This is a genomic window from Paenibacillus ihbetae, from assembly GCF_002741055.1.
Classification (GTDB): Bacteria; Bacillota; Bacilli; order Paenibacillales; family Paenibacillaceae; genus Paenibacillus_AQ; species Paenibacillus_AQ ihbetae.
The window spans coordinates 1-25,963 of the sequence record NZ_CP016809.1 but is presented as its reverse complement, the minus strand read 5'-3'; the positions used below and the strand labels follow the sequence as shown (position 1 = coordinate 25,963).

The window sequence follows — 25,963 nt, the reverse complement described above, 5'->3', positions numbered from 1 at the left end:
TTGTCCTCGACTCGGAACAAGAACTTGTTCCGATAAACCTAAAAAGTCGCTAAATTAGCGACTTTCTATGGGCTTAATGTTCTTGTCCCTCGACAAGTCATTTATGCAGAACAGGCTTGATAGGATAAATGCCTAAACCCTTTACTATTACGCTGATAAGTTGTCGTATAGACTTCAGCAGTTCAGATGGCTCCCTCCCCCAGAGATTTGCTTTGGTCTATGGCAGCCTCCAGATCGACACCCACTTTCCGACCGACTCCGTTGCATACCGGGCACATCCCTTGTGTAGTATTGAAGGAGAAATGGTCGACATTGCCTACTTGCGGCTGGCCCACACGCTCGAATAACAAGCGTAACATCGGAGCAATATCGCTGACCGTGCCGAGTGTCGATTGCATGCCTCCTCCAAGCCGCTTCTGGTCGACCACAATCGCCATGCTCAGGTTCTCGATATTGTCGGCTTGCGGTTGCGAGGCAGGAAATTAAGTGCAAACTGAAGTTATCGTTCAACAGCGCCTGCGCTTCTGCAGCGATGGTATCAAAGACAATCGACGATTTACCAGACCCGGACACACCGGTAAAAATTGTGATTTTACTAAAAATGACTGAATCCAAAATGATGAACTGCTTCATGAGTTTGACGTAACTTGTGTTTTTCAGCGTGGCTGCATCGACGATTTGGGTTTCGAGCGCTACTACCAAGTACAGGTTCTTATTCGTCCCACGTCTGAAGATTAATGGCATATTTATACAGAATAATTGGTGGCGAATTGTTTGCTGTCCCTGATATCAGTGATGAAGTTCCTCAGAGGCTGCTTTTGCTGGCAGCAAAAGCATGAGAGCAGCCGCTATAACATAACATGCAATTAGCCAGGGAAGAATAAAGGTCAATGCATCGCCATAAGCAATCAATTGATTTTCTTCAACGGTAAATGAAGAGTTTAACCTAGAGAAGAAAAGGACACCCAGGATCGCAATTCCGATGGAGTTGCCTATTTGACCCATCGTAGTAAGAACGGCACCGGCAGAACCAGCATCTTTGCCAGGGACCCCAGCAATAATGACATTCACCAGAATAGGCGCAGTAAAACCGATCCCTAATCCGCCGATAAACATTGGCAAGGCGAGCGCCCAATAAGATGGATCAACACCATCTCTGACATTTAGCAATAGAATTCCCTGAGAGATCGCAAGAAGTAAACTGCCGAACACAAGCATGGCGCGACCGGCCCGGTTTGCAAATTGGACACCGATGCCAGATGTAATGATAGACCCTATCGCGTAAGGAAGAATGGCCATACCCGTTTCAAGCGCATCCCGTCCGGTGCCGAATTGAAGGTAAAGGGCAAATAGGAAGAAAAATGAGCCTATACCCCCAAAGAATAACAGGGAAGCGGAAAGACCACTTGTAAATGCTCTTATACGCAAAAGCGCCGGATCAAGTATTGGTTGGTCGCCGCCTGCGGCCAAGCGGCTTTCTCTCATAAAAAAGAGCGCTATTAATGGGATGGATAAGGCAAGCATTACGAAGCCCCACCATGGCCACCCCCACTCACGTCCCTGTACTATAGGTAACAAAATTAATATCATCGCAAATGAAATTAGTACTGCGCCACCCAAGTCAAGTTTCATTGAACCAGCTCCACGAGATTCAGGTATATACCTGAATCCAAGAATAAGACCGACGATACCGACTGGTACGTTCACCCCAAAAATGGTGCGCCAACCCAATCCCAAAAGATCAGCATTAACAAGTATTCCTCCAAGCAGTGGCCCCGCCAGGCTAGCTAGACCTAAAACAGCACCATAGGCTCCGAATGCCTTAGCTCGTTGAGATGGCGTAAACGCTGTGCGAATAATGCCAAAAACCTGGGGTATCATTAAACTTCCAGTTAACCCTTGCGCAACACGTGCAGCGATTAAGAAAGCCGGACTAGTAGCAAGCGCACATAATAACGAGGCTAAGGTAAACCCCATAAGTCCTATTAAGAAAGCACGTCTCCGTCCAAACTGGTCACCTATTCGTCCGCCCGTTATTAATCCAGCTGCTAACGCAAGTGTGTACCCTGCCACCGTCCATTGGAGCTCTGCTTCGCTGGCTCCTAACGATACGGCTATCGAAGGAGCAGCTACACTGACAATCGTTGCATCAAGCAATTCCATGAAAACCGCAACTAAGACGACAACTAGAGCAATTAGTTGTGAACGGGGACTTACTAATCGACTTTTCAATTTAAATACCTTCACTGTAAAGTATCTTTATGATAAAGCTTTATTATTATACAACATTATCGAATTATATTGTCAAGGGAATATTTCCATTCAATATAACCAATACAACATAAATCCGTTTACGCCTTTACAGTCGCTTTGAAGTACATTAAGATAGTGGTGATTAAGCTAGTGTGATAATCTAGAGATGATATATTGATATTAATCAAGGAGAAAGTATCCATGGATAATCCAGAACTTAGAGACGTCACTGAACACCGCGAGCAAATTGTAAATGAACTTCGACGGTTTGGTGCGAATTACGCCGAGCTTTCACACCGATTTGCAACTTCGCTTAATTTACATTCTACTGACGCTATTGCATTAATAGAGATTTTCTACGCGGAGGATATTGGTTCTCCATTATCGCCTGCACGGTTAAGTGAGCGTATTTCGTTATCGTCGGGAGCAACCACTGCATTGCTCAACCGTCTTGAACGTGCTGGGCACATATATCGTACTCGCGAAGCTACCGATCGACGGATGGTTACTCTACATAGCGGTCCTAATGTCCAAGCACATACTGCACAGTTTTTTGGACCTCTCGCTAACCACGTAGATTCAATGCTCAGAGAATATACGGACTTGCAGTTGAATCAATATGTGACTTTTTTAAACAAGTTTAACTCGACTATGAGATTAGTCCTGGATGAACAACATCAAGAACCCAATTCAGAATAAAAAAGCACTGACAATGGCTTCTTTTCCCGGAATGCTGTCTACCCTCATACCAATAGCTTTCATTTTCACTTCAACAGGATAGCTAACTCTAGTTGCCGACAAAAAAACACCTCCAAGATGATCTCCATGCCCTACGACATGGTTGCATTTTCTTGAAGGTGTTTTAATTTGTCTTACATTAAGGGGGCGGTTCCCCTCCCCGGTCAAGGCCTTTTATTTTCAGCTCCAACTGCTTGTTGTATCATTCATGAAGAACTGAAATGTAATGTTAAAATGATCTTTCACTATTCCGAAGCAGGGACTGAATTCAGTTTCTTGCAACGGGAATATAACTTGTCCTTTTTCACTGAATTTTTTATACATTTCTTCAATCTCGCTTTGTTGCGTAGCTGTAATGCAAATATTTACCTGATCTCCGATTACAATAGATTTCCCCGGAAAGATGTCAGCGACCATCAAATCATTTTCACCGGTTTGCAACACAGCATGGGAAATACGAGTCTTCACTTCATCAGGCAAACCATCGGCATCCGTGCCTTCCCCGTACGTAGTTTTGAACAGTAATTTCGAGTTCAACGCTTCCCGGTAAAACTCAATCGCTTCCGCAGCTTGTCCATCCAGCATAATAAATGGTGTTGAGCGCATTGACATATAAACAGCTCCTTTTACTTGAAATTGTCCAATTTGTTATTTGGACTTCATTAGCATCTTATCGTACAATAGTGACAAAACTTGTCATAAATACAAGAAATGGAGTTTACAATGGCAAAGTCGAAAAGACTGATCGAGATTATGATAATCATCAACAGATAGAAATCCTTTAAGATCTTGCCAATTTTGCGACCTGGTTAGATTCTATGAAGGCTACTCTATAATGTAGTCACATTTGAGTCAAAATCCTATAGTGTGGCCACTTTTCTGCATTTTTTGATGACACAAATTATTCTACATAAAAAAAAAGCCCGGCAAGCCATCCCAATGCTCTTCCAGCAGCTTGCTGGCCCAGCGGTATACTTGCATGGTGATGTTAGACGGATCTTCCATCTTCATTTGTCTAGAGAAGCCGGTGGGCGATCAAAGTCCGCTCCCATACACCCGATCAAAGAGTTGTTCCATAACAATGTGAAAAAACTGTCATGCATCATGGTGTTATTGAAGGTTTTAACTACATATGCTTATTATTTAGATGATCATCTATCGGTAATCGGACTATGTTCTTGTCCCCCAACACTCGACATTTTTTCATTTGTTCCGCTTAAGTCTTTGTTTCGCACGCTTCGCGATCTCAACTGGCTAAAGCCGCTAATCAAAAAAGCCCGCTATTTATGCGGACTTTTAAGCGTACATGTTCTTGTTCCTCGACAAGTGGAGATCAAGCTTTCGGCTTAATTGTAATGCCCAACTTCTTAAAAAATGGTTGCAACTGCTGTTCCACTTGCTCTATATTCGTTTGATCTTCCTTTGATAGCCGTTCAATATGAACACTACCATCCGGATCAAGTGTTTTGGCGTCATAAGCCATTAATTCATTTACTAATTTTTGAAACTCATTAAACTCTTCTTTGCTTAATATTTGCCCTGCTGATCTAGCACTTCATTCCAGAAAGTAGTGCTATCTAAAAGTTTAACTTCTCTCTTCGTTGATTGAACTTCATTTAATTTACGAAAGAGTGGCTCTAGCTCTGTTGTTAACCTTCTATAGTTTTTTTTGCTCTCCTACGCTTAATTTCTCAAAATTAAAATCCCCATTTGCATCGGCAACTTTCAAATTAAGGGTGCCCAATTCTTTTAGTAAGGACATCCATTTTGTAAACTCCTCTTCACTTAGGTTTTGTTTAGCGGTCTGCAGCTTTGCCTCCAGCTCATCATATTGTTTTTGAGTTACTCCGATATTTTCCCTCGAACCATAGATGGAATCAGCTATGTAGCTATAACCGGCAAAAGCACCTGTTGGGATTAACAATGTAGCGGCCAAAATACATACAACGACCCATTTTTTCATTTGCCTTCCTCCTTGAATGTGTACGACTTTGTTTAATATTTTTTCCTTGAGCTCCGTTGGTGCGTTCCATTCTTTGGTCTCTTCCTTAAAAGCAGTTTTCAATCTTTCATCGAGACTCATTTAGCTCCTCCACCTTCCCATAGCCAGAATGCTATTTTTCTTATTTTTGCGCATCTTTTGTAGAGCAGCAATAATCCGCGATTTTACCGTACCAAGAGGGATTTCTAATGTGGCTGCAATTTCTTCTTGCGTGTAATCATTCATATAATGCAGAATAACTACTAGCTTCAGCTTATAAGAAAGTCGATTTACGCATGCAAGTAGCGATTGATTCGATACTTTGTTGACCACCTCACTTGAGAACTCGTAGACCACGGCTTGGTCAATCCGTTCAGCTTTTTTGATGATCCGCACATGTGTCCAACTCTTTCTGCGGTAAGCCTGAACTTGCCGCATGACCACTCCCATTAACCAAGGCCGAAACGGCCTGCTTACGTCAAACTTTTCAAGAGACCGGTATACTTGAATATAAATCTCCTGAACGACATCCTCTGCATCTGATGGTTCCCGTAAGGAAATAAACAGTATTGTACACGTCCTTAATGGTTGCTTCATATAACTCACCAAACGCATCACGGCTCCCGGCCAGCGTAAGCGAAATAAGCCTTGCATATTCAGATTGATGATTCATCTGCCACCTCCCCCTTCGGTCTTACAGTATATATTGGTAATATTTATTGATATCGTTCGAATTATTTCAAAATATAGGACAAGTATTCAGCTGTGACCGGAAAATGATTTATTTCTGCATATCGGCATATCCGTTGGCGTTATTGTTAAACCAAGATGCCTTATAAGAAAATCTGCCGAAGTTAAGGAGAAATTTCTTATCACAGGCTTTGGACAAAAGATTATATTCATAAATCAAAAGGCCCGCTATTTATGAGGACATTTATGCGTATATGTTCGTTGCCATAAAAAAGCGGGCCCTCTCTTTCTCTACAAGGGGCTCGCTTTTGTAAATCATCAGCTGAGCAAAGTTTAACTAACGTATCCCGTTAGTTCAATCATTGAATGCTGTAGTATACGATCGAATTGTTCTTTGTAGTAAATGAGAAGATCTCCATCTTGTGGCTCGATTTCCACGGGTATCTTGATTTGATCGTACACATTTTCTTGCTCATTCATCCATTGGGCATGAAACACATCGTCTCTGTGTCTGGCCCTCCAGACTTCCCTCCATTCGAATTCAGGAAATGAAGTTAACTTTTCTTCCTTACCGATCTCATGGTAATCCTTAAGATCGTTTAAATGAGCCCGTTCCTCCTCGGTCGTCGATTCGTACCACTGGGGGGTAATGGTTCAAAAACAGAGCATGGTTACAATGGAAAATCTGGATGTCCCGTTGCCGCAGTGAACGTACTAATGGCGTTAGTGTTTTTTTTCCAGTCGATAAACTGGGGAGCGAAATTTCAACGGCAGTCCCTTCATTGGTCCTGCTTGTGACCGAAATGTCGCTCTGATGCGCTAAAACCAATTGTTTGGCATTGGCCATGCCCAGTCCCGTTCCCTCGGACTTTTGCTTCGTCGTGCTCCCCCGATAATGCGCATCGTAATTCAGTTCATGCTTGCTAGCCCGGGGATTATACCCCACATCCGCCGCGATCCGCCTTACAAAGTCGACGATGTCGCCGCTCGTCGCGGACAGCGGAATGTTCTGATGGTCCATCTGGAAGGAAAGGTTCAAATCCTGAATCAGCACTTCCAAATGTTCGGTCTTTTGCTGGATCTCCCACAAAAATTTCGTTTTTTCCGAATCGTTCCAGCCGTATTGCGGGGATAGCAGCATGGAAGCATAGCTTTTGATATACGTTAGATGCGTTCTCAAATCATGCGATATGCCGGCTCCCCATTCCCGCTTCAATTCGTCCATCCGATCCCTTTCCATGGCATGTTTTGCAGGTTTGCCGTCAGTTTGCGCATGTGCATGATGAGGCCTTTCGTAAAAATGATAGGGGTTTATCAGCTTTCCATTTCCCTTGTAAAAACTTCGTTTTAACGGAGGTGCTTCATACTTGTCACCCGCCAAAAGCGTGATCCATTTCATCAGATAGACGAGCGGTTTGTTTGCTGTAAAGATACAAGCGATCCCTGGTACCGTCAAAATGACCAAGATCCGCGTCTTATCGTCTCCGAGATAATCCGTCTGGTTCAACTGGGTATGCAGATCATACTTATAATAATGGCTAGAAGAATGAGAATAGCCCGAGCCTCGGCAAAATCCGTGCAGATTGCCTCATGAATCAATGCTAAAACGCGTCAAAGCTTCCCAAAACAGCACCCAACGCCGTTCCCTCTCACCCATGGAACTTGCGAACCGCCATCACTGCCGCTGGACGAACGCGACAGTGGGAGGTCGCCACAATCGGATTAAAGCCTTTCAGCGTCGTCATTATTTCATACGTGTCTGTTTTATTGCTTGCCCGCGGCGGATCCTATTCCATTTGCAGACTGACTTCGCATCGAGAGCGATATTATAGCTGGGAGGAGTGCGACTGCAACACCAATTGCGCCTGCCACGCCGACCGACTGCAGTGAGAAGCTTTCCACAACCACACCGCCAACAACAGCTCCCACCGCAATTCCTGACTGTATGAAAGATGTATTCAAGCTCAAGAGAATTCCCGATGCGCTTGGTGCCAAGCTAATCATATAAACTTGCTGAACGGGCCCCGTAAACCAGGCAAAAAACGACCATAACAGAAGCAACGGAAAAACAGCTATAGAAAAATGAGCAAATATAGTCATCAGGAGCAAAATACCAGCGTGGAGGATCAGGCTTCCATTCAATGTACGTGGAATACCCAACTTATCTGCACCATATCCTCCAGCCTGGGCGCCAAGCAAACTTGCTATGCCGAAAGCAAATAGCGAAATGCTCACCATACTATTGCTCATTCCAGTAATGTTCAGCAGAAATGGTGTAATAAACGTGTAAATAATCGTGTAACCAACCATCCAGAAGAAGCTGATCGACAAAGTTAATAAAAGTTGGGGGTTTTTTAACAGGGCAAGTTGTTCTCTAAGAGGCACACTTGCATCTCCCTTGGACTTTGGTATAGTGATTGAAATGACCAGCATCGCGATAAAACTAAGCAGCCCGATTCCGTAAAAAATCACTTTCCAGTCGTAGATGCTCGCAATGACCCTTCCCAGAGGAACACCCAAAATAAGCGATAGATTAAATCCCATCATAATCGTTGCTATGGCAGTGCCTTGTTTGCCAGGTCCAGCAATCTGAGCAGATACAGTTAGCGCAACCACCGTAAAGACACCGGTGCTAAGAGCTAAGATAACCCGAGCTCCAACAAGCATCGTATAGCCGTTCGTGACCACTGTGATCAGATTTCCAATAAAGAATAGCGCCAAAGCAGCCAACATGAGTTTTCTTCGGCTTATTTTTGAGGTAGCTGCAATGAGAATTGGAGTGCCAACCGCGTAAGCAATCGAATAAACCGAAATGAGTTGGCCAGCAGTAGCAATTGTTACGCCTACATCTCTGGAAACCAGATCCAATATTCCGGCAATTATAAATTCCGAAGTCCCCACTAAAAAACTAACAATAGCTAAAATATAGATTTTCCACGATTTAATCATCTTATTGTACCTCTTTTCATTTCTATATATCTAGATATATAGAATTAAAATTTATATAGGTTTACATTTTCTTTAACTACGTACTTTCTTAATGCCTGGCCAGCTCCTTGCGTACAAGGGGCGCCACTTTCGTACCAAAAAGTTCAATCGTTCTCAACAAATCACGATGAGGCAATGTACTAAAATCAACGTATAAAAGAAAACGAGTCAAGCTCAGTTGATTAGTTGCACGCACGATCTTTTCTGCTACATATTCTGGATCTCCAACATAAAGCGCCCCACGTGGACTTAACGCCTCCTCATATACGCTTCGTGTATAAGTCGCCCAGCCGCGTTCTTTTCCAATTTGATTCATTTGGTCTGCCATGATGGGATAATACTTTTCTTTGGCTATTGCAAACGAGTTTGCAATAAAACCATGCGAATGACAGGCGATCTGTAAGGCACTGGGATTGTGTCCTGCTTGTTGGGCAGCTTTAAGATATATCTGCACTAATGGAGCGAAACGCTCCGGGAAACCGCCAATTATGGAGAAGACCACAGGAAGACCAAGCTGACCGGCACGGATTGCCGACTCTGGACTGCCGCCATTAGCAATCCACACGGGAAGCGGAGACTGTTGCGCACGCGGATATACGCCCGTATTGTTAAGTGGAGCACGGTGCGTGCCATTCCATGTTACTCTCTCTGAAGATCGTACTTTAAGTAAAAGTTCCAGTTTTTCTGTGAATAATTCCTCATAATTTTGCAGGTTATAACCGAAGAGTGGAAAGGATTCGACGAAAGAACCTCGTCCAGCCATGATCTCGGCCCGCCCATTCGTTAAGTTATCCAGGGTAGCAAATTCCTGATATACGCGGACTGGATCGGACGAAGACAGTACCGTTACGGCGCTAGACAGCCGAATATGTTTTGTAGTGGCAGCAGCAGAAGCCAAGATAATTGCTGGCGATGAGCTTGTGTAGTCCATGCGATGATGCTCACCGATAGCATAGACGTCAAGACCTACCTGATCAGCCAGTTGAATCTCTTCCATGGCTTGTCGCAGTCGTTCGCATGGCATAACGCCTCCTTTATTGGGGTTGGTGTGGAGAAATGTAGAGATTCCAAGTTCCAGTGTTGAGTGGTTTTTCATATTTGCTCGCTCCTTTCGTTTCTATATTTCTAAATGTATAGAAATGATTATCAAAAAATTTACGCCAGTAAATATGGCGCAAATTTCTTTGCCACTTCTTGATTAACACTGTAGTGAATAAATGAACCGCTCTTTTGCGACTGGATTAAGCCCGAATCCGTCAGTTGCTTAAGGTGATGAGATAATGTTGAGCCAGCCACGTTTTCAAGCTTTTCACTAATCGCAGTAACACACTGATTGCTTTCATTTACCAGCATTAATGCAATTTTTAATCGTGTAGGTTCACCTAGAGCCTTGTATACTTTAACAGCTTGCACCAGTTCGTGATCAACATGGTCCATTTATTTATATTCTCCTTCCCATCATCATTTCTATACTTTTGGAATTATAGAAATGATGATACCACCTAATCGCTGCGGTGTAAAGAGAAAATAATGCCGTCGCCAATTCAACTGAAAGACCAATATAGCGCGTTTCTATTTATGTTTGGCAGGGAAAGCATGTTTCTTCGAGCTCCACGCAATATCTTGTCCTTTACGGCAATCGTACAAGTTCTTGTCCTTGGCTCGTGACAAGAACTTGTACCGATAACATAAAAAAGCCGCTCAAATAGCGACTTTCAATGGGACCATGTTCTTGTCCCTCGACAAGGAACGACCTCCCTGCGTTTCCAACTCATATCTTGTTCCAACTTTTTGATCAACTGCTTCACTTCTTCATTATTTTGTTCAGCGCTCGTACAACTCCTCTAGAACCAGATGCGCTGGCTTCTGATTAGGACTGTAAAGGGAAATCCCCATATTAAATCAGCACTGTGCGAAGCTGCATGAGCTGTTTCAAGGTGTAGGAATCGCTGGTTAGCAACGAAAAACTGGTCAATAGCTGCAAAAGAAAAAAGCACTCGTAGCTTTATCGCATCGAATGCTTCGGATTATTTACTCCATGCTCATCAACAAGGAGCCATTTTAAGAAATGCAAGTTAATTAATATAACCAAAAGCAAATAGATTTATACAAAGATACCCTCCAACAGGTGGTGGTAGCTTAGTTTTCTTATTGGCTTTTTTAGCTTGTTTATAAGGTTTCCCAGCCTGATCAAAAATAATAACTGGGTGACCCAAGCATTTTTATTTTCACAGAAAAATAAAGTCCTAGACTGTTGCTGGTTTATTGGACTAGCGTAATCAATTGTCACTTATCATTATTGGCTACTTTCAGTTTCACATTCATTGTTTTCGTCTTCCATACCGTTATCCCGAATATCGGCATAAGCGACATAACTGTATCCTATTTTGCTCATTCTTAGCTCCGTGTTATGTTTAGCCTGCTCCTCTCTCTTTGACGAACAACCATAATCCAATTGCAAAGAAAAACAAAATATAGGAGATATCTATCGCTAACGACATAGGTAAACCAACTAATTCCGATTTATATTGTGATGTGCTCCAATAGACACTTAAATCATCATGATGAATGAATAGAATGTGAGTCCATGATGTAGATAAGAGACTACTTCCAAAAATTATTTGAAGAAAGTATAGCACTAAACTCCCGCCTACTGCGATAGCAGCTGATCTCGTCCACACACCAATCAAGGATGCTAGACTTGCATAAAGGCAGCATTGCAATACGAGTGCTCCGATAGAGTATATAACATCCGTCATATCGCCCCATTGCATGTTTTGTGGAGCCATCAGAAGATTCAATAACAAAGAAACAATGAATATACTAACAACACCCGTAACGATGAGCAAGATCATCGCAGCAATTTTGGCAACATACAACCGTGAGCGCGAGGACGTATGCAGGAATAGTTGTTTCAGAGTACCATAATGATACTCATCCGTCCAAATAAGAGGTGACAAAACGATCGCCCAAGGTAGAATAACAAGCATTCCCGATAGGCCAAGCAAAGCAGCTACCATTTGGGCCACCGTAACATCAGCTTTGAGATTACTGATGTACGACCAAGACAACAGTACCGTCATCACAATAAAACCAATGTGTGAAAGAATAAAAATTCTTTTATTCACTATCTTCAAACATTCATTCCATAACAACTTAACTCACCTCACTGCGCGCAGTTGTCCATTCTAAAAACTTATCCTCTAGACTCGTATGTGTCGGCAACACCCGATGAACTTCCACCCCGGCATCACACAATGCTCGAATCAGCTTTGGAACTTGACCTTCATCAATAGCTACTGTCATAGTATGCAAACCGTTAGATAATTTCTCTGTCTGCATATAATCCAATGCATGATGATCATCCCCAAACAAGTTAACCACAACCTCGCTTGTAAGCTCAATATTATCAATGTGAAGAGTAATACAGAAGTTTCCATCACTTAACCCATCATCAATCCGCTGCTCTCTCACTAAGCGGCCATTCTGTATAATAACCACTCGGCGTGCCATCTGCTCAATCTCAGACAGTTGATGACTGGAGATCACAATTGCTACGCCCAAATCTGCCGCAATTCTATTTAAATAGTTCCGGGTTTCACGGACACCAGCAGGATCAAGTGCATTCATCGGCTCATCTAACACAAGCAACTTTGGTTTTCGCAGTAGTGCTTGTGCGATTCCCAAGCGTTGTTTCATTCCCATGGAGTACGTGCCTACTCGCTGCTTAAGCGCATGTTCTATCCCAGTCAGACTGGCTACCTCCAGCAACCAATCCTTATCCGCATTTTTGTGCAAACGCTGATATTGACGTAAATTTTCGTACCCACTCAAATAAGGATAGAATGCAGGTGCTTCAATCACTGCCCCTACATTGGAGAGTGCTTTAGAAAACTGACTCTTAATACTGTAGCCTGCAATCCGCACGTCCCCGTCACTTATTGTGCTTAGACCAACTATCATCTTCATCGTGGTTGTCTTGCCCGCTCCGTTCGCACCAAGCAGTCCAATAATCTCTCCCTCTACCACATCGAACGATATGTCTCGCACAATCAACTTGCCCTTGATTTCTTTCGTTAGTTGTTGCACCGATAGTACCGTTTTCAATTGTCCCACTCCTTACATTATAAGTGTAGCCTCATTTCATGAATTCATTAAAAACAGCCTGAAATAAAAATCAGCTACGAGCTCATTTCTCAATGGCTTAGTGACAGGGTTCTTGTTCTAGCCCGCAAAATTATCCCCAGTATATGTATTTTTAGGTTTAGGGAACGTACAAAACAAGGATGGGAAAAAAGGTTTAAATGGGACTTAACTACTTCTTACTATGTGAATGTACTGTTTTTTCTCTAACATGACGTTTTCACTTAAAAAATATGCGGCATACGTACGTATATTTCGACTAACGTTTTTAAACGCGAGCTGAGAAAATGTCATCTTCCGTCCGCTCCCCCGCTTTTTTTACTTTTTCATAAAAATAGGTATCACCATGAGTAGGACATTTCCTTCTTCTTTCTTCATTTTCAATATAATTTAAAAAAAAGGAGGAAACCATCGAACTTTCTTACAAACCTTTCGTTCAAACTAACAGTTTTGTCACTTTCTCGTCACTTTGTAAATGTGTTCATCGCCTTGCCTTTCGCTATTTTCAAAAACTCTTGTAATTCTGGGTTTATATTCGTCTTTCGGGATGCAACGGCTAGTTCCGCAACAATTTTAGAATCACATATTGCTTTGTAGACAACTTCTGATTGATATAATTTATTTGCAGACACCTATCCTCGTAAACAGAAATAAACAGCAGTAAGAACTTATGCCGATAAAACAAAAAAGCCGCTAAATTAGCGGCTTTCAATGGGACTATGTTCGTATCCCTCGATAATTGGTAAGAAACTGCAGTCGATCAACTGGTCGGCTGCAGTTTTATCTTTAGTGAGCTATCGTTTCCCGTTAGTTGAGCATAAGCTAACCTTAAATCCACTCTTTTCCATGTTCTCGAATGAATTTAATATCGTTTTGATAATGTTCAAGATGCCCCTCATCCATCATCTTTTGAAAAGCGATGTCACCTTCACTGCCTTTCCTTATGATTGTTTTACATAACCCTTCTAATCGTAGCAAAACCATTTCCAAGTAATCTTCTTCCTTTCCTTCACCGTACGATTCAAAAAACAATTCAACTCTTCGTTTTATACGGTTAGCATGCTGTAATGAATTATAGTAAATAATTTCACCTGTTTCGGAAAGATAACATCTGCTTAAAGGGACGCAAGTATAAAGCGTATATGCTATGTCCCAAAGTCTTGGACCAGGTCCAGCAACATCAAAATCAATAATACCTATTGGTCTTTCTTGATTAAAAACAATGTTGTATATTGCAAAATCATTATGGCACAATACTTCAAACTGTAGAGGGGTATTATCTATCGATTTCCAGCTCTCATCAAATGAAAAATCACTCACAGAATCATGATAAAACCTGAGCATTTTCGCTATTTCTATTAAGACATCATCAGACCACATGTATTCCTTTAAAGGATAAATACCAGCTTCTCCTTCAATAAATGATAATATCTCTCTTCCTTTTTCATCGATACCTAAAAATTTAGGTGCATAACTGAAACCTTTGTTCTCCAAATGCTTTAATAGCTTATGAATTTTGTAACTATCTGGTTTTGATTCGCGTCGTACAGTATCTCCCGAACGATACACTTTAGAGACATTCCCTCCTGTTAGTATTACTTCATTTTCATGGTTTGACATTAAAAATATTCCTCCCTGATATGACTTACTTTAGACCGTAAAACAATCCTGTTTGTTCAATTAGCTTGGAAAAGGCAGCCGAACGTTCGGGCAGGCTGCCTTCGTGTCGATTATTGATCGTTAGCTGAACTGATTTGGTATCGCAGTGTGATTTGAAATAGAATCGATTATTATATCCCAGTCGCCATAGTGAAGCTCATGTCCAGTACCTTCCAATGTCAATAAAACCGCACCTGGAATTTCTTTAGCAAGATTTTTTCCATGTTCATAAGGGATAATCGGATCTTCAGTGCCATGTATAACCAAAGCGGGCACGTTTATTTCACCCGTCCTAGACAAATAGGATTCTCCACCTGTGAGCATGCCATGATTATGGATGCTGGCAATATTTTTGCTTCTTTTTATTTCTTCTTGTGCCAAATGATAAACTTTTTTCTCATCAAGAGGATGCTTTGAACCCACTAGGATTCTTGATCTATCTATTGCAAATTCGACTACCGATTGTTCATTATTCCAATCTATTGCCCCCACATTCGAGAAAAAATCCATAATCCTTTCCTCCATCGGGGGGAGATCCGGAGCAAAATTGGACGTTGATAAGAGGGTAATGGTTAAAACTCTTTCTGGATGCCGCAGAGCTATCATTTGAGTCAGCATACCACCCATGGACAAGCCTACGATGTGTGCCTGCTGAATTTTATAAGCATCCAATACTCGAACAGCATCATCTGCCATATCTTCGAAAGTATAGCCCGGTTGACCAGGTTCGTAAGTTGTTGAACGTCCTACATCGCGGTTATCATAACGAATGACAAATCGTCCTGTATCTGCCAGGCGCCGGCAAAATTCTTCTTCCCACCAAATCATTGAGGATTGGGCACCCATAATCAGTAATATTGCCGGGTTACCTTGTAGTCCGAAACTGTCGGTACATATTTCAATCCCATTTACTTTTATTAATCGTTCGTTCATGTAAATTCCTCCAATATTAACGTAGAAATAAAAAAAACACAGGCTATCGGCCTGTGCATGCAGTAATCGAATAAAGAAATTGAAAATGAACGTAATTAGATGATTACCCTATGATAGACTCGCAGTCCCCTCACCGGATAGATCAAAAGGGTTCATTACATTTTCTTAAATCCAGTCTATACGAACATGAGCTTAGAGTTACCCCTGTCTCCAATCGCATAGTACTAAACTAGGTTACCGTGGAAGGTAAACCAATCTTCGATCACGATGCACGCAAAACAAATAGCCTTAAACCACTATTTAAATTCATTTGTGCAAGGAATATCGAAGAATTAGTTTAACACACGTAACCCCTCCGCTCTTATCAATTATTGCAATGCTAACACATGATGAATTTCTATGTCAACACCTGGAAAGTGCCTTTCAGGCTAACCGCTCAGTTCAACGCTAATCTGCCCGTTAGTTTAACAAAGGCAGCCGATCTCGATAACGGCTGCCTACTTGTTAACTAACTTCAAACTCCTTTTAAATCTTAATTTATAGCGGTTTTTTTCGGTGTTAATATGCAACTGTTGAGGACCTTCGTGAAAAAATTTGATCTACATGGCAGGAGTGCCATCATATCTAACATACTCCTTTGCCCCGATGTTATCTTTCGTTTTAGCTATACATTTTTCTGGGGAAGTTCTACGATTTCGACCGCATAAGGAGCCATCGTTAGTGCTGGGCCGATCTCTCTACTGCCGAGAAGACTTCGAAACGTACCATCAAGCAGCATGGTCTGTTGCTTACGCGTAAGATTCATTAGGAACAAATATCTCGTAGACCCTTTCACACGTGTCGAAATCTGAATACCTTCTGGCAAGTCAGGGATAAAGTGCAGGCCCGAATTATCTGCTACATCCCGAAAGAAGTCCAAATAGAATGCCTCCTCGGGAACCGTTCCCAAATAGTAAACCTTGCCCTCGCCAAATTTATGAACAGTCGCGGCTGTCTCACCTGCGAAGAAATCGTCTTCATACCATGCCACTGCCTCAGCACCTTTAGGTGATAGGATATCGCACCATTGGCTGCAGGAGTAAGCTTTATTCTGCCAGCGGATGTTGTGTACATCCCTCCCTATCGGGTCATACTCAGCTACAGTGACCCCCGCCGCATTGGAAAGCGGTCCGGGCAACGGTTGGATCCAGCATACGTTATTCTGGTTCTTCACGCCCGTTCGAGGCATCAATACCAGCGTAGCTCCGTTCTTGACGCAAGTCTCTAAACGAGACGCAATCTCTGGGTCGAGCAGGAAGAGCGAAGGAGCCACAATTAACTTATATCCGCTCAGATCATCTGTCTCGTTTAGTACATCCGTCATGATGCCGAGCTTAGTGAAGGCACGATGGATCGTTTTCAGATTATCGAAATAATCCATACCTTCTACCTGGTGTTGAATCTGAAACGCGTTATATTGATCGTGCGAATGAAGAATGGCCACTTCGCCCTGCACTTCCGTCCCTTCCAACAGCGGAGCAAGCTTCCGGACTTCATCGCACAACCCGCGGTATTCCTCGAATCTCCTGCCGGGCACGTTACTGTGATCGATAAGCCCGTGCCAGAATTGCTCTGCTCCAGATGGAGCGCTTCGCCAACGGAAGTGTACGAGTGTACCTGCGCCACGTGCGATGCTCTGCCAAGCAAAGGCACGGATAAATCCAGGATGAGGCGTACGCCACATCGGCATCCAGCACCCCGGCGGGCCACTAATTGTCTCCATGATCCAGAAATTCTGCCGTTTAATTCCACGGGCTAAATCCAATGTAAGTGCTCCGCTGTATCCGCTCGACTCCGCTTTCTCCGGACTTGTGCTCGGGTAATAGTCGAGAGAAACGAAATCTAGATTCTCGCAAAGTTTGTAATAATCCAGCGACATCGGATAACTCCAGATGTTATGCGTAACAAAATGATTTGGACAATGCTTCCTCAAAATGTTCAATTGCAGCTGTTGGAATTCGACTACGGAATCAGTCTCGAAACGTTTGTAATCCAATACATAGGATGGGTTCTTATGATTGGTTCCCCCAAGCGGAGTTGTTATTTGCGACCAATCGCTGTACTCCCCGCTCCACACGACGGTACCCCACGCCGCGTTGATGGATTCGATCGAATCATACTTATCCTGAAGCCACATCCGGAACCGCGAATTGCAATGCTCGCAGTTGCATTCATTCAGACTAAACTCATTATCAGTCTGCCAACCAATAACAGCTGGATTATTCGCATAGTGAAGAGCAAGCCTTTCCACAATTAATGCCGAATAGTGTCTCATGGAAGGACTGTTATAACAACGGTGCCCCCGAATTCCCGGATAACGTGGATGCAGCTTTTCGTCTTGTGGTAGCACATCGGGATACGCATTCACGAGCCAATTCGGCGGCGTGCAGGTCGGCGTTCCGATGACCACTTGGATACCATGTGTTGCAAACGTATCTATTGCATCATCAAGCCAAGTGAAATCATAGTTGCCTTCAGTCGGTTCAAGTCGTGACCAGGCGAATTCGGCTACCCGAATCAAACTTACGCCTGTCTCTTGCATGAGCTTAGCATCTTCTTCCCACATAGAGCGGTCCCAATGCTCCGGATAGTAATCCACACCCATTCTCATATTTCGATCCTCCACTTTATGTATTATTATTTTGCTTGCGTTTATAACAACAAAATAATTATATTATTTAAAAATGGAGTGATAAATCATTCATTTTTGCTCGGTATATCAAAATTATGCTATTCGGGGTGACATTATTGCGGATAAATCACTTTGTTCCGAACCCGCGATTCGAACGCTTTCTCTGTTATCCAGAATCATTCGGTCACTATATCGATGAGACAGAACACCATGAGAATAGACCCAACGGATTAACAACCTATAACTGGCATCTCGTTCGCGCAGGCAAGGGATACGTGTGGACCGGAGAGGAATTCGTGGAACTTCGAAGCGGCTCTGGGTTTCTTTATGGGCCCGGCGTTCCGCAACGATATTACGCTGACCGTATCGACCCATGGGATATCAGATGGATTCATTTTACAGGGCGCGGACTAGGCTCACTTCTCCAGGGGCGTGGGGAGCGAGACGTTTGGATCTTCTCGTGGGAAGGTGTTGCGCGACTTGACCAGCTTTGGTCAGAATTGCTAGACTGCAGCATGCCACCGTTTCAAGAGGGATCAGCGAGATTATCAGCCATCACTTATGAGATGGTCGCCTTACTCGTCCAGCATGCAGAAGCTATCAAGGGCATCCCTAAACCAGGGATGCGAGACAGGCTAGCCGAGGCGGCGGAGTGGATACTCTCCCACTGCCATGAGTCGCTCACGCTAGAGCAGATGGCGTCGCAGGCGAATTGTAGTCCTTCACATTTCAGCAGACAGTTCCGCCGCTTAAATGGAAAGACTCCGATTGAGTATTTAACAGAATGTCGTATTCTCAAATCCAAAGCCCTACTGGTATCTTCAAATATGACAGTGAAGCAAATTGCGGAGTACAGCGGTTTTTCAAACAGCACGTACTTCATACAGTGCTTCCGAAAGTCTGAGGGGATGACTCCTGAACAATTCAGAATAATGCGAGGTATAGGCAGCAACTAACAACATAAGGCGATTATCATGTTAAATACAACCTCTTCCTCGTCTCCCTCTCGAAGTGGATAGACCAGATAGCCGACTACTCGGTGGTCAGAACTGGTGGCGAGCTCAGCTGCAATGCCTGCGTATCGCAATTAGCTTTCTTGATCACTCGTAGACTGGATGCTGTGCCGACTCAACAAGGTATAGTCGATACGCATACGCTATCGAAATTTTCAATGACGAGCTCCGGATACTTGTCAGCACTTATCTTGTAAATTCAATAAACATGGCCGGGTAGCTAACAGCGCCCGGCCACTATTCTTCTGTCCTTACTATGAATCCATCAAACTCTTGGCGAAGACTAATCCTTGTGCAGGATCAACGGAAGGAAAAAACTCTAAACCGAAATAGTTCGAATACCCCGCACTGCGCAATGCTTGAATTACGTTAGCATAATGGACTTCACCAAATTGCAACTCATTGCGCCCCGGGCAACCGGCAGCATGTAAATGGCCAATACTTTGAAGATTGCCCAGCATAGAACTGATTATATTCCCTTCTGTGATCTGTTGGTGATAAATATCGAACAACACTTTCACATGATCGCTACTGACTTGTTCGATAATGTCGAATGCCTCGCTAGAACTGGTTAAGAGATATCCAGGATGATCCACTGCCGTGTTGAGAGGCTCTAAAAGAAGTGTAATTCCAGCTTCCTCTGCTATCGGAGCTGCCAATCGTAACCCCATTACTACGGATTCGATTTGACGTTCACGCGGAATACCCGTCCGTTCATTGCCAGTTTGGGTTATCAACGTGCTGCAGCCAAGTTTCTTAGCCACACTAATTGATTCCTTGAGACCTTGCAAGAAATCCTTATGCGATTCCCGATCGACCAAGGTGCCGCCATCCGTACAAAAAGTTGAGACCGAAAGATCTAGTCTTTTCATTACGTTCGCCATCAGATTTATGTCTTTTTGTCTCCAATTCCAAAACTCGAATGCGTCAAAACCCGAAGATTTTACGAGTGACAGTGCCTCTTGCATGTCCATATCCCGAAATACGGAATCAATGCAAACTGAGAACTTCATAAGTTTACCGCGTCCTTTATATTCTTATTGTTCAAAGCGGAACCCTTTAAAGTCGAATTGGTTCCCAGCTAGGAAGATGAACGCCACTATCCTTCAAGTCTGTTATCCTCTCTAACTCAAATACTTGTTCTTCATAGCCATCAGTTTTCATGAATTCTACAATTTGTCTGTTCTCACCATTCTCATTACTGAATTGGATGTGATTCGTGTTCTTATCAATAGGTGATCTTCCGCAGATGACCAACCTCGTTGTACCTTCACTTGTAAAATCCATTTGTGAAAATTCAAGCGTGACATACACTCGTTTCCCCTAGGATAATGTTCCAGCCCTTTTGCTCTCAAACGCTAAAAACTTTCTAGCCGATTAATCCTCCTAATCCAATTCATGGCCAATATTGCAGTTGCTCCTTAATAACCCGTTTCCGCAATTTTTTCACAGTTGTAGACCAATCAATCGTACCGTCAAAGGTAACCCGTGTTGGGCATAACTTCAGTTATTATTATATAAATGTGGCACCATCAACCAGGAACCCGTACATGGGCATCACCTGGATAATCGCGATAGGGATGTTCCGTCCTCCTAAGTATCAAACCCGATAATAGGTATTCTATGATGGCATTGAGCAATCCTGCCCGCTAGCTTAATGAAATTGCACGGAAACATAGTTAGAAACTTATCTAATAGGTTATCGGCTCTTGTTCTTGTCCTCGACTAGGGACAAGAACTTGTATCGAAAATATCCTCTTTTAGAATGTGTGGTTGTGCTTCCTATCACCCCTACCGCTTTCCCCACACGTTATCCGTTGACCTCCCTTGATGAATACGTTTCAGTGGTTGGAAAGTTGTTTTATTGTTTTCCGATCGTTTAATCATATATAACGCACTAATTCAATTAACTTCCTATCTATTTCGGCGATATCCCAATCTCTGATGTACCATCCCAAAGGATGATTGAGGAAGCTTCGTCGTTTTCAACAAAATCATCAAGTTGATACAGTTCACCCATAAACAGAGCCCCATATTATGTTCGTTCAGCTCCATGAAAACTTGGCTGAAGTCTAAACTTCATTAGTCCCTTGAACTCAACCGAATCAATATTTAGATTGGTTTCTTCAAATAATTCTCTAATTACACATTGTTGAGCATTCTCTCCCGGTTCAATAATACCTCCTGGCAGTTCCCAGTTCTTTCTCCACTTATTATGCAAGAAAAGGTACTTTCCTTGGTACTTCACAACAATTAGAGCATGCCTTAATGGAGCATCCAGTCAATATTTGTCTCTTATACGATTCCGAAGGTATGGTAGTTGCGCAAAACACTGCCCTTTAGCGTAACGACGACAGCAGATTTTTCTTGCCGGCTGCCGTCGTTGGTTGTTGAGCTATCGTTCCCAGATAGTTCAATCATATTTAGAGTTATCTAAATGTTTCAGAAGCAAGATTCGTGTTTCCTCGAAGTTCCTATACTCCTGTCCAAATTCTTATAATCGTCAATTTTTCCTCAATAAACTGGGTACTGTGGGAACCAATTCAAGAACGACAGTTGTAATTTTTCAATCTGCCTTAATAACCTAAGCTCCCCCTTCTCAGGGGAACCTACAGCACTTCATGACACTGCCAGTCTTGGTAAAACGCACAGGCGCGTTCTAATTGTGAACTCCATAACCAACGCATGTTTGTGCGTTCTTCCGGATTTATGCACCATGAAGCTGCGATATAGAAGCACTGCAAAGCTGATAACCTGTAATCGGACAATGCCATTTCCCACGTGTAGTCCTTTACTCCAAATTCAATTAGCGAATTGTAATATGCGCTCAGCACGTCATGCTCAAGCATTCGACGGTACTCCGGATCCCACCACAAGACCATCATATAAGACAAATCACTCGGTCCGACCCAGTTTTGTAGCGACCATTTGAATGGCTGTCGATCAATTAAATAAATGCCCTTAGACGAGTCGTCCTTCTGAGATAATATGTTACCGGGATTAACATCGCCATGGATCAATGTGAGTGGTCCGCCAGACGAAAGTCGTCTCGCCATCGCATCGGGATGCCTTTTGAATACGTCCGACACGACATCTCTTTGGGGCGCTGTTCCGCTGTCATCTTGAAGTTCTTCGAGCAAAGGCCTTAACCCTACACTCATATGCTCCAAATATCGTGCCAACTGACTTTGGTCGACGGCGTCATACCCTGCACTTTGGAGGCGGTCTGTACCCCAGTAATAACTGTGAAGTTTTGCCAATGCTCTAGCTGCCGTCTTACCATACGCTAACGTAGGAGTAATGCCCCAATTATTTCTATGGGTGTTCGTCAAGTCTTCCAGTAAGAGATGGTAGGAAGAGTGCTCGTAACAAGCATCATAACAAGTCGGAATTGGGACTCCGCACAATCCTAAGTAGTCTTTCGTGTAATAGTCGACTTCCGAACGACCAAATGCGCCTCCGGTGCACAGCTTCAAGAATAAACTTTCTGGAGAGTCACCAACAGCGTCTTCATATACCAAATGAATCCGATACACCATTGAATTGTCAGCACCGAGCCGTTCCAAGCGGTAGTCGGTCAGAAGTGCTTCACGCTCGAGACTGCCAGCGCGATTTAAGCAGGAAATGATATAATCGAGATTTAATTGCAAAGAATCTGTAGGATCGGTAATTACGCAGTTTGTCATTTTCTCACATGCTCCTGGTTCAGATTGGTAGGGGGAGGCGTTTTTTTATTGCCGACGGACGACTAAGCTTAACGCTAGACTACCTCCAGTTTCTTTTAATTATAAAATAAAAGACAGCAGAGTATTTGGTAAATAACGATTATGATTAAACTATCCTGCCCGTTAGTTTTATGAATAATCGGAGAGATTATGACCAATTAGATATATGTCTAATCGGTAATAGGAACATGTTCTTGTCCCCCGGCATGACCTATTTACTTCGGTAATAAATTTATTATAACAGTATTGCCCGCTAGCTTAATAAGCAGAAATTCCTAACTTATAACATAACTACACAATCAGGCTCATGGGCTGGATATGTCTGCCAAGAACCACTGTGAGAGATTCGACCAGTGGAATCACTGGCGCATGAGAATGTGCTTGTGGAGACAATGGAAACGGGTACGCACCCACCTCCTTGAGCTCCGGGCACTGGGTGTGCCCGAGTGGGCAGCGTCCAGTTGGCCAACTCCTGTAGAGGTGATTGGGAAATGTCCCGCAACACGAATAACGCCCTTCCGAACTTCTATTAGGAAGCGAAAGGGCTGAAAAGTTTATTATCAGGCATCATTCTGACAATACTAGGTCGAGCCAGGATTTCGCCTCATGGTACAGAACTGGATTGTTTTCTGGCGTGTAGTAAGCCAGCACTGCCACCGCCTGCGATACGACCCATCCGCGGGCTCTTGCCCATGTAGCGTCATCCGTAGGAAGATATTTGCGGAACGCGTCACGTGCTGCCGGAGAGTGTAACTTCCATGCGACCATGACATCGCAGGCAGGATCGCCAACGCCCATTGTATCCCAATCAATCACACCGGTGATTCGTTTATTTCGCACAAGCCAGTTACGCATGTCAAGGTCGCCGTGATGCCAAACTGGTGGGCCGCTCCACGGAGGCGCGGCAAGTGCCGATTCCCATACATCAGACACCGCAGCAACATCGCCATCGAACTGTGCCAACCAGTAACGGAACCCCTCATCCCTTTGAGCCAAAGGTATGCCGCGTCCCTGCGGCCCACCCGATGAATCGATTTGTTGCAGCGCTGCAACGAACTCCGCAAGATCACGAGCTGCCTGAATCGCGTCAATCTCCTCTATCGGTACCGTCTCGCCCTCAACCCATGTGTGTATATACCAAAACCACGGATATTCGCTATTCGGGTGCCCTAGAGCGACTGGTACAGGAGCTTCCAGCGGAAGCAATGGAGCAAGCTTAGGCAGCCAAGTAAACTCGGGACTTTCTGGTGTCGTAGGCCCTTCCCGCCGCGCGAGCCGGACTGAATATTCGTTGCCTAGCCGAAAGATGGCGTTCACTGTGCCAGCCGGCTCAATCCGTCGCAGGGATAGATCCGCCCAATGGGGAAACTGGGCAACAAGCAGACGAGAAACGAGCGCTTCATCAAGTTCCTTTTCGTCGACGTGCATTTTCTCAACCATGAATCGCTACCCCCTCGGTGTTACCATCACATATTTAACAGGGTATCAAAGAAATAATGAAATAGACAGATAATACCTAATTATAGTTAAAGTATACCGCTAATCAGCGGTATCATTGGCACGTAAAACAGCTAGTTCTACTACTTGAATCAACGTTATAGAAAACATTATTATGTGAGTGGGGAGCGCAACACCGATCTCCCAATATAATACAAGAAGACATATGACAACGGTCTGTCATACATCTTCATTTCAATCGGGTCAGATGGGCACCTGTCCGTTATACAGTTCCTTCTACTCCATCACCCATTGTATTTCCCTCAAACTTTCCGAACAGATGGCGAATAAAATACGTCACTATGCATATGCAGAATTCTGTCCCAGTTGCCGGGATTCGTTGTGTCTGGAGAGCGTTGTTCTAGAATGTCCTGATATAGGGTTGTTTTTTCCTCCAAATGGGCAACGTGCAGTTTCGCTTCCTCGAGCTTAGCAAGCGCCGCCTCTTTATGCTCCATCATGAGTGTGTAGCGCTGAGGAATGGTCGAATCCCCTTCAAGGCATAAATCGACGTACCTTTTAATGAGTTCAATTGGCATTCCGGATTGCTTGAGGCATTTAATGCCATGCAACCAGTTGATCGATTCTTCATCGAACATCCGGATATTATTCTGATTGCGCTGTACGCTTGGCACCAGACCCTTATCTGTGTAAAAGCGCACGGCATGCTCGGTGAGCCCTGTTATCTGGGCGGCTTCTTTAACTGTATGCATGTGAAATCCTCCTAGAAAAACAATTCTTAAAAAGAAGCTTGACTTCGTGTAACACGAAGGTTCTAAGCTGATTGTAATGCAAATCGGCTATAAACGGAATCTCTGTTCTCAAGTACCGTCCCCGGGATTTGCAGCCATTTGCAGTTATTCATTTGAACAATAGGAGGAATCACAATGCAAACCGTAACGTTGAACAACGGAGTGAAAATGCCGATCATCGGCTTTGGTGTCTACCAGGTTCCTGATGCCGAGGAATGCGAGCGCGCAGTATTTGAAGCACTAATGACCGGTTACCGCCTGATCGACACCGCCGCCGGCTATCTGAACGAGGAAGCGGTCGGACGCGCGATTAAGCGCAGCGGTGTACCGCGTGAGGAGCTGTTCATCACGACCAAACTTTGGGTTCAGGATGCCAGCTACGAGAGTGCCAAGCTGGCGTTTGCTAAATCCCTGAAGAAGCTGCAACTCGACTATCTCGATCTGTACCTTATTCATCAGCCGTTCGGCGATTACTATGGTGCTTGGCGTGCAATGGAGGAACTGTACCGCGAAGGCAAAATTAAAGCTATCGGGGTCAGCAACTTCTTGCCCGACCGTCTGATGGACCTCATCGTGCATAATGAAATCGTGCCCGCCGTCAACCAGATTGAAACGCACCCATTCTACCAGCAGATGGAGACCACCGCTTTTATGAAAGAGCAGAGAGTTCAACACCAGTCGTGGGCGCCGTTCGCTGAAGGACGGGGCAACATGTTCGGCAACGAACTGCTGACCTCAATTGCTGTTAAACACAACAAGTCCGTCGCCCAAGTCGTGTTGCGCTGGCTTGTTCAGCGCGAAGTCGTTGTCATTCCAAAATCGGTACACAAAGAGCGGATCGTAGAAAACTTCGATATTTTCGACTTTGAGTTAAGCACGGACGACATGGAACAAATCTCGACCCTCGATACTCGGGAAAG

General features: G+C 43.8%; 20 protein-coding genes and 5 pseudogenes. 4 read left to right on the top strand and 21 right to left on the bottom strand.

Annotated elements, in window-relative coordinates; translation table 11 throughout:
- Positions 1–185 precede the first annotated feature (185 nt).
- Positions 186–594 (bottom strand): annotated as a pseudogene (locus BBD41_RS00135) (P-loop NTPase family protein); the annotation flags it as partial.
- A gap of 195 nt (positions 595–789) precedes the next feature.
- Positions 790–2,247 carry an MFS transporter gene (locus tag BBD41_RS00130; protein WP_206098279.1) on the bottom strand — a complete coding sequence of 486 codons (1,458 nt, stop codon included), beginning with the start codon at positions 2,245–2,247 and terminating at the stop codon, positions 790–792.
- A gap of 207 nt (positions 2,248–2,454) precedes the next feature.
- Here BBD41_RS00130 and BBD41_RS00125 point away from each other — a divergent pair, with 207 nt between their 5' ends.
- Positions 2,455–2,952, top strand: coding sequence for a MarR family winged helix-turn-helix transcriptional regulator (locus BBD41_RS00125; protein WP_077566311.1), 498 nt, complete (start codon positions 2,455–2,457; stop codon positions 2,950–2,952).
- Between the two features lie 219 nt (positions 2,953–3,171).
- On the opposite strand, the gene BBD41_RS00120 is transcribed toward BBD41_RS00125, so the two are convergent.
- The 14 genes and pseudogenes from BBD41_RS00120 to BBD41_RS00050 form a co-directional block, all read right to left on the bottom strand.
- Positions 3,172–3,603, bottom strand: coding sequence for a VOC family protein (locus tag BBD41_RS00120; RefSeq protein ID WP_077566312.1), 432 nt, complete (start codon positions 3,601–3,603; stop codon positions 3,172–3,174).
- A 294-nt stretch (positions 3,604–3,897) separates the two neighbouring features.
- A complete protein-coding gene (locus tag BBD41_RS30540; protein WP_335582741.1) occupies positions 3,898–3,972 on the bottom strand; it encodes a hypothetical protein in 75 nt (24 codons plus the stop codon).
- Positions 3,973–4,648: 676 nt separating this feature from the next.
- On the bottom strand, positions 4,649–5,074 hold the full coding sequence (locus tag BBD41_RS00110) for a DUF3600 domain-containing protein (RefSeq protein ID WP_077566313.1): 426 nt from the start codon (positions 5,072–5,074) through the stop codon (positions 4,649–4,651).
- Positions 5,075–5,645, bottom strand: a pseudogene (locus BBD41_RS00105) (sigma-70 family RNA polymerase sigma factor). It abuts the gene before it with no gap.
- Between the two features lie 606 nt (positions 5,646–6,251).
- Positions 6,252–6,887: a sensor histidine kinase gene (locus BBD41_RS00100; RefSeq protein ID WP_162292781.1), complete on the bottom strand. Its 636-nt coding sequence runs from the start codon at positions 6,885–6,887 to the stop codon at positions 6,252–6,254.
- 539 nt (positions 6,888–7,426) lie between these two features.
- Positions 7,427–8,611: an MFS transporter gene (locus tag BBD41_RS00090; protein WP_077566315.1), complete on the bottom strand. Its 1,185-nt coding sequence runs from the start codon at positions 8,609–8,611 to the stop codon at positions 7,427–7,429.
- Between the two features lie 88 nt (positions 8,612–8,699).
- Positions 8,700–9,746, bottom strand: coding sequence for an LLM class flavin-dependent oxidoreductase (locus tag BBD41_RS00085; protein ID WP_099476306.1), 1,047 nt, complete (start codon positions 9,744–9,746; stop codon positions 8,700–8,702).
- Positions 9,747–9,805: 59 nt separating this feature from the next.
- Positions 9,806–10,087, bottom strand: coding sequence for an ArsR/SmtB family transcription factor (locus tag BBD41_RS00080; protein WP_077566317.1), 282 nt, complete (start codon positions 10,085–10,087; stop codon positions 9,806–9,808).
- Positions 10,088–11,064: 977 nt separating this feature from the next.
- The gene (locus BBD41_RS00070) at positions 11,065–11,805 is read right to left on the bottom strand and encodes an ABC transporter permease (RefSeq protein WP_099476305.1); all 741 of its coding nucleotides are present in this window, start codon (positions 11,803–11,805) and stop codon (positions 11,065–11,067) included.
- A gap of 1 nt (position 11,806) precedes the next feature.
- Positions 11,807–12,757: an ABC transporter ATP-binding protein gene (locus tag BBD41_RS00065; RefSeq protein WP_157929245.1), complete on the bottom strand. Its 951-nt coding sequence runs from the start codon at positions 12,755–12,757 to the stop codon at positions 11,807–11,809.
- Positions 12,758–13,257: 500 nt separating this feature from the next.
- A pseudogene (locus tag BBD41_RS30535) lies at positions 13,258–13,425 on the bottom strand (LysR family transcriptional regulator); the annotation flags it as partial.
- A gap of 196 nt (positions 13,426–13,621) precedes the next feature.
- The gene (locus tag BBD41_RS00060; protein WP_099476303.1) at positions 13,622–14,413 is read right to left on the bottom strand and encodes a phosphotransferase; all 792 of its coding nucleotides are present in this window, start codon (positions 14,411–14,413) and stop codon (positions 13,622–13,624) included.
- 120 nt (positions 14,414–14,533) lie between these two features.
- Entirely contained in the window at positions 14,534–15,385 is an 852-nt protein-coding gene (gene mle / locus BBD41_RS00055; protein WP_099476302.1) for an alpha/beta fold macrolide esterase, read from the bottom strand.
- A gap of 664 nt (positions 15,386–16,049) precedes the next feature.
- Positions 16,050–18,035, bottom strand: a complete 1,986-nt coding sequence (locus BBD41_RS00050) for a beta-galactosidase (RefSeq protein WP_099476301.1) — start codon at positions 18,033–18,035, stop codon at positions 16,050–16,052.
- Positions 18,036–18,151: 116 nt separating this feature from the next.
- On the opposite strand from BBD41_RS00050, the gene BBD41_RS30600 reads away from it, so the two are divergent.
- Complete coding sequence (locus BBD41_RS30600; RefSeq protein WP_099476300.1) at positions 18,152–19,012, top strand: helix-turn-helix transcriptional regulator; 861 nt, start codon at positions 18,152–18,154, stop codon at positions 19,010–19,012.
- 311 nt (positions 19,013–19,323) lie between these two features.
- Here the strand turns inward: BBD41_RS30600 and BBD41_RS00040 are convergent, their stop codons facing one another.
- The 3 genes from BBD41_RS00040 to BBD41_RS00025 all read right to left on the bottom strand — a co-directional run bounded on the left by BBD41_RS00040 (position 19,324) and on the right by BBD41_RS00025 (position 22,755).
- The gene (locus BBD41_RS00040; RefSeq protein WP_099476299.1) at positions 19,324–20,082 is read right to left on the bottom strand and encodes a hydroxypyruvate isomerase family protein; all 759 of its coding nucleotides are present in this window, start codon (positions 20,080–20,082) and stop codon (positions 19,324–19,326) included.
- A 1,022-nt stretch (positions 20,083–21,104) separates the two neighbouring features.
- Positions 21,105–21,317, bottom strand: coding sequence for an NUDIX hydrolase (locus BBD41_RS30595; RefSeq protein ID WP_418304240.1), 213 nt, complete (start codon positions 21,315–21,317; stop codon positions 21,105–21,107).
- A 361-nt stretch (positions 21,318–21,678) separates the two neighbouring features.
- The gene (locus tag BBD41_RS00025; RefSeq protein WP_099476296.1) at positions 21,679–22,755 is read right to left on the bottom strand and encodes a phosphotransferase family protein; all 1,077 of its coding nucleotides are present in this window, start codon (positions 22,753–22,755) and stop codon (positions 21,679–21,681) included.
- Positions 22,756–23,115: 360 nt separating this feature from the next.
- Here BBD41_RS00025 and BBD41_RS30530 point away from each other — a divergent pair.
- Positions 23,116–23,327: pseudogene (locus tag BBD41_RS30530) on the top strand (group II intron reverse transcriptase/maturase); the annotation flags it as partial.
- 34 nt (positions 23,328–23,361) lie between these two features.
- Here BBD41_RS30530 and BBD41_RS00015 read toward each other — a convergent pair.
- A complete protein-coding gene (locus tag BBD41_RS00015) occupies positions 23,362–24,234 on the bottom strand; it encodes an aminoglycoside phosphotransferase family protein (protein ID WP_099476295.1) in 873 nt (290 codons plus the stop codon).
- Positions 24,235–24,554: 320 nt separating this feature from the next.
- Positions 24,555–25,004: a MerR family transcriptional regulator gene (locus tag BBD41_RS00010; protein WP_077566332.1), complete on the bottom strand. Its 450-nt coding sequence runs from the start codon at positions 25,002–25,004 to the stop codon at positions 24,555–24,557.
- 174 nt (positions 25,005–25,178) lie between these two features.
- On the opposite strand from BBD41_RS00010, the pseudogene BBD41_RS00005 reads away from it, so the two are divergent.
- A pseudogene (locus BBD41_RS00005) lies at positions 25,179–25,961 on the top strand (aldo/keto reductase); the annotation flags it as partial.
- Positions 25,962–25,963: the final 2 nt, after the last annotated feature.

Bases quoted from the DNA above. Each gene is read 5' to 3' on its own strand.
- BBD41_RS00125 (WP_077566311.1), top strand. From the start codon at position 2,455: ATGGATAATCCAGAACTTAGAGACGTCACTGAACACCGCGAGCAAATT.
- BBD41_RS00120 (WP_077566312.1), bottom strand. From the start codon at position 3,603: ATGTCAATGCGCTCAACACCATTTATTATGCTGGATGGACAAGCTGCG.
- BBD41_RS00110 (WP_077566313.1), bottom strand. From the start codon at position 5,074: ATGAGTCTCGATGAAAGATTGAAAACTGCTTTTAAGGAAGAGACCAAA.
- BBD41_RS00100 (WP_162292781.1), bottom strand. From the start codon at position 6,887: ATGGACGAATTGAAGCGGGAATGGGGAGCCGGCATATCGCATGATTTG.
- BBD41_RS00090 (WP_077566315.1), bottom strand. From the start codon at position 8,611: ATGATTAAATCGTGGAAAATCTATATTTTAGCTATTGTTAGTTTTTTA.
- BBD41_RS00085 (WP_099476306.1), bottom strand. From the start codon at position 9,746: ATGAAAAACCACTCAACACTGGAACTTGGAATCTCTACATTTCTCCAC.
- BBD41_RS00080 (WP_077566317.1), bottom strand. From the start codon at position 10,087: ATGGACCATGTTGATCACGAACTGGTGCAAGCTGTTAAAGTATACAAG.
- BBD41_RS00060 (WP_099476303.1), bottom strand. From the start codon at position 14,413: ATGTCAAACCATGAAAATGAAGTAATACTAACAGGAGGGAATGTCTCT.
- mle (WP_099476302.1), bottom strand. From the start codon at position 15,385: ATGAACGAACGATTAATAAAAGTAAATGGGATTGAAATATGTACCGAC.
- BBD41_RS00050 (WP_099476301.1), bottom strand. From the start codon at position 18,035: ATGAGAATGGGTGTGGATTACTATCCGGAGCATTGGGACCGCTCTATG.
- BBD41_RS30600 (WP_099476300.1), top strand. From the start codon at position 18,152: ATGCTATTCGGGGTGACATTATTGCGGATAAATCACTTTGTTCCGAAC.
- BBD41_RS00040 (WP_099476299.1), bottom strand. From the start codon at position 20,082: ATGAAGTTCTCAGTTTGCATTGATTCCGTATTTCGGGATATGGACATG.
- BBD41_RS00025 (WP_099476296.1), bottom strand. From the start codon at position 22,755: ATGACAAACTGCGTAATTACCGATCCTACAGATTCTTTGCAATTAAAT.
- BBD41_RS00015 (WP_099476295.1), bottom strand. From the start codon at position 24,234: ATGGTTGAGAAAATGCACGTCGACGAAAAGGAACTTGATGAAGCGCTC.
- BBD41_RS00010 (WP_077566332.1), bottom strand. From the start codon at position 25,004: ATGCATACAGTTAAAGAAGCCGCCCAGATAACAGGGCTCACCGAGCAT.